The sequence below is a fragment of the uncultured Granulicatella sp. genome (assembly GCF_963528195.1).
GTDB lineage: Bacteria > Bacillota > Bacilli > Lactobacillales > Aerococcaceae > Granulicatella.
Map to the genome: position 1 here is coordinate 1 of NZ_CAURVN010000067.1, position 4,295 is coordinate 4,295.

3 protein-coding genes and 1 pseudogene are annotated in these 4,295 nt (G+C 30.4%); all 4 read right to left on the reverse strand.

Translation table 11 applies throughout. The features are described from left to right. Positions 1 to 121: 121 nt before the first annotated feature. Complete coding sequence (locus tag RWR88_RS08570) at positions 122 to 1,231, reverse strand: glycosyltransferase (protein ID WP_314451839.1); 1,110 nt, start codon at positions 1,229 to 1,231, stop codon at positions 122 to 124. 11 nt (positions 1,232 to 1,242) lie between these two features. Beyond that, positions 1,243 to 2,784: a transporter gene (locus RWR88_RS08575; RefSeq protein WP_314451841.1), complete on the reverse strand. Its 1,542-nt coding sequence runs from the start codon at positions 2,782 to 2,784 to the stop codon at positions 1,243 to 1,245. 9 nt (positions 2,785 to 2,793) lie between these two features. Further along, positions 2,794 to 3,756, reverse strand: coding sequence for a capsular polysaccharide synthesis protein (locus RWR88_RS08580; protein WP_314451843.1), 963 nt, complete (start codon positions 3,754 to 3,756; stop codon positions 2,794 to 2,796). Between the two features lie 3 nt (positions 3,757 to 3,759). Then, positions 3,760 to 4,295 (reverse strand): annotated as a pseudogene (locus tag RWR88_RS08585) (galactofuranosyltransferase); the annotation flags it as partial.

Consider the following 4,295-nt stretch of genomic DNA (forward strand, 5'->3'; position numbering starts at 1 on the left):
GGTTTATTTGTCACGCACCTACGGAGCGTGACGGACTGAAAGTCACATAATAAAAAGCCTGCTCACGAAAAATCGTAAGCAAGCTTATTCTCAACACAAATATTCTTTTTATTTCAATTCATTAATTTTTAAATAGTTCTTCTAAATTTCGAGTAGCTGATTCAATCTCATATCCTGCTTCATCAATTTTCTTCTTCACTTTTTCTGTATCCAGTTCTCGACTATGACGAACAGATAAAATTTTATCCGCCCACTCTTCAAGTGAGTCATTTAAAGATAAACGATTGTCGAAATTCTCTAAAATTCTAGCATCTGGTAAATGACTCGCTGTGACTACAGGTAATCCATTGGTTTGAGCTTCAATTAATACAATAGGTAAACCTTCAAAATTAGATGGGAAGAAGAAGACATCTAGTAAATTTAACATTTCACCAACATTTGTTTTCAATCCTGTAAAAATAACTTTATCTGCTACTCCATATTGTTCAGCCAAATTTTGTAAAAAAGTAGTATCTCCTCTTCCGATAAAAACTAAACGAGAATTCGGTTCTTTTTTGACGATTTCAGAAAACACCTTCACACAAAAGCTTTGATTTTTTTGCTTTTCATATAGGCGAGAAACTTGTCCAACAACTAAACAATCTTTTGGAATATGGTATTCCTTTCGAAGTTGAATCTTTTTTTCTTCATCATATAAAAACTTTTCTACCTCAATCGCATTATGTACCACCAAAGCTTTATTTCTTTCTTTACCATGATAAAAATGGTTCAACGCTTCAATTCCACATGCCCAAAAATCTGTTGCATATTTCCCAACAAAAAGTCGATTAATAGGGTGAATAAAACGATAAAATTTATCGGCTGTAGCACAATGTCCATGAACAATTCTTTTTTCAATTCCGTATTTCTTCGCTAATTTTAAAAATTCTAGATGAGTTAAACCATTTTGATTCGACCATAAAATATCATATCGATGTGCATTTTCTTTAAAGAAAATATCCCATTCTTTTAATGCTTGTTTGATATGGGGTCTTAACTTTGGAATTCTATGCACGATTAATGGATTACGACAGAGATTCTTAAAATGATCACTAAATTCAACATCTTCGGAACCCTGTAGTAGAAATTCCAGTTCAAATTCATTGGTATCTATATGATTATAAAAATCAAGAACAATCTTCTCTAAACCTCCAATATCTGGAACTAATCCACAGACCAAAATTCTTTTCATTGATTTTCTCCTTATTTTTTTAACTTGAATACTTTTTGAATCATCAGAATGATTTGTCGGCCACCTTCATGATTTCTAAATAAGAAAATATACACGCTCAAAACAGTAATATATAAAATAATTTTAATCACTACACTCAAACTCAATTCAAGGGATGTAAAAACAAAAAATTCTAGCAAGCTAATTACTGTAAAACTAAATCCAGCCACAATAAAATGTTGCATCATTGTCTTCATATATTCTTTTGAGGAAGCTTTTAATCCATACTTAAACGCACTATAAGGCTCATACCATGTACATGTCAATAAAGTTGAAACAATGGTTCCTAACAATATTCCTGCTACTCCTAAATCTAAAATTGCTAAAAAGTACAGTGAAAGAACGATATTTAATATAATCTCTACAATTACCTTTTTATTTTGCTCATAACTTAAGCCATATACTGAAATCATTACTAAAATCGGTCTTCTATAAAAGGTTAAGAAAAAATGAAGAACAATTAGAATTTCAATCATACAATTAAATGAAAAACTCTCTCCTAACCAGATCATGATAAACGGATGAATAAATAGTAAATATCCCATACTTGCAAAATAAATCAAACTAAAAGCAATAAACTGAAATTTTTTCAAAAAATGGATTTTATCTTCTACTGTTCTATCTTTTGAATGAACTAAATTTCCAACAGAAGAAACGACCGAATTAATAGCAGTGTTTAAAATCATAGAAACAAATCCTAAAACATAGGTATAATTTCCATAAATCCCAATCGTTGCTAAACTAATAAATTTCGCCATTAAAATACTATCCGTTTGAAATACTACCGTTTCTCCAATACTTCCAATGATATTTCCTTTAATATTCCGAATAAATTTTTCTCTTTCGTCTTCATTAATTGGAGATATTTCTTCGTTATACAAATAATCATATAATCGGTCTACCATCAGTGACATCACAATATTTCCAATAATATTCACGATAATATTAATCAATAAATATAAAATATAATTATGAGTTAAAACTATCACTGCAATTTGCAATAATACTTTTGCAGTATTTAACCCAAAATCAATTAACGTCATTACATAATTTCGCTGATCGACATATAGCAATGTTCGTTTGTATGAGAAGAAATAACTGGAACCAGCATTAAATACAAACAAAAAATAAATCCAATAGACTTCCTCATTAATTGTATAATCCTTAATCAAAGATGGAAGAAATAAGGATAATATCGCTCCTAGTATAAAAATAGATACTCCAATGATTCGATATAATTTTTTAAAAAGAATCATAAATGCATTTACTTTTCCATGTTCTTCTCTCACTAATGGAGCATATAAAGCATAACTAATAGCTCCAGCTACTCCTAATTCTGCTAAAGACAAAATTGATACTAAACTAGATAAATAGTTACTTAATCCTAAGTAAGTAATTCCAAGAATATTCACAAAAACTGTTCGATTAACAAATCCAAGAATTACCTGAAAAGGTTGAAGCGCAAGAGCTATACTCGTATTCAAAGTGGCAAATTCTGTTCTACTTTTTTTCATGCATTCCCTCTATTCATTTAATTCTCCATGGAAGAGTTTATGTAAATAACTATTAGGAATTAACTCTTCTTTATTAATTTTATAGGTTGTTTTCATAATTGGTGTGTTTTTTAACACTTCTCTCCATTCATTTTCATCAAAAGGATCATTCGCATGATTTCTTAAAAACCATACTCCCTCAGCAGAAGCTAAAATTGGTAACCCATCGACTAATGTACAAAATTCATCATTACACTTATATTCAGATAAAATAATAAAATCCATCATTAGATAATGAATAAAAATTGGGAATTTACGGACATAGTACAAATATAAATCCCGAATATGTTTAAAATATGGCTTCCCTTTTTTCCCTGCTAAAAAGAAACCTGACCATTTAAAATCACCAATAGCTCGTTCTATTTTATCCGTATGTAAAGGTGGATGATTCAAAGTAAAAAAGTCTCCTTCAAACATTTCTAAAGTTGCATAAGGAGAAACAAATAATGTTGCATCCATCCAAATTCCACCATATTGGTATAATACACTAAAACGAATAATATCTGAAAAATGTGCAGCTGATAATTCTTTGTTCTTGTATTTTTCAGTGATGTCTGCAGGAATATTAATGAAATCCGCAAGATTTTCATTAGTTAATAAATAACATTCACAACCATTTCTTTTGGCAAAGTCTTTGATCGTCTTCAGTGAAGCTTTTACCGTTTCAGGCATTTGTGCTTCTCCCTGTTGCCACATTGTCCAAATGATTTTTGGAAATTCTGTATCAACTTCTTCGTTTTCATTACTCGATTCACCTATTTGAGCTTCTTTACGTAATTTCAATACAAAGTCTAAAAGAATCTCTTTACGAAAATCATAGAACTTTGTCTCAGATTGTTGCGCAAGATAATAAGCTATTGTCTGCTTAACTCCATAATATTTTACGATTTGACAATATCGAATGATTTTTTCTCGTAATGTTTGTAGTTTCATAGGCTACAAGTTCCTTTCACACTTTTCTAAAGCTGTTTTTAGAAAATACCCATTACGAATTTTTTCTCCGATTTTTTTACTATTTTTTATCAGCTCTTGATAGTCATTTTCTGAAAGAGATTCTAAAGATTTTGCAATTTCAAATAATGAATCAACTATGATTCCACATTGATTTTGTCTTACAAAATCAGCCAGAGCAGATTGGCTCCATACAATCATTGGAAACCCTGAGGCTAAATAAAGAGAAGCTTTATGTGGGTTATTCATCTTTAAATATTCTCCGTACATTCCACTACAAGTATGCGGACTATCTCCATCCCATACTAAACCAAAGCCTCCTTGAAGATGATGAGGAAGTTCGTCAGGTGAAAAAGCACCTTTATAATGAACATTTTTAGGAAGATGCTCTTCTTCAAAGTTAATGCCATAAATGGAAAATTCTGGGCTTTCAGGTAATTGTCTTGCATATTTTGTTTTCCGTATATCAAAATTACCTGCAACGATAACTGTATTCTTCTCATAAGTTGTCTTCTCTACAT

Coding starts and splice junctions, on each gene's coding strand:
- RWR88_RS08570 (WP_314451839.1), bottom strand. CDS start 1,231: ATGAAAAGAATTTTGGTCTGTGGATTAGTTCCAGATATTGGAGGTTTA.
- RWR88_RS08575 (WP_314451841.1), bottom strand. CDS start 2,784: ATGAAAAAAAGTAGAACAGAATTTGCCACTTTGAATACGAGTATAGCT.
- RWR88_RS08580 (WP_314451843.1), bottom strand. CDS start 3,756: ATGAAACTACAAACATTACGAGAAAAAATCATTCGATATTGTCAAATC.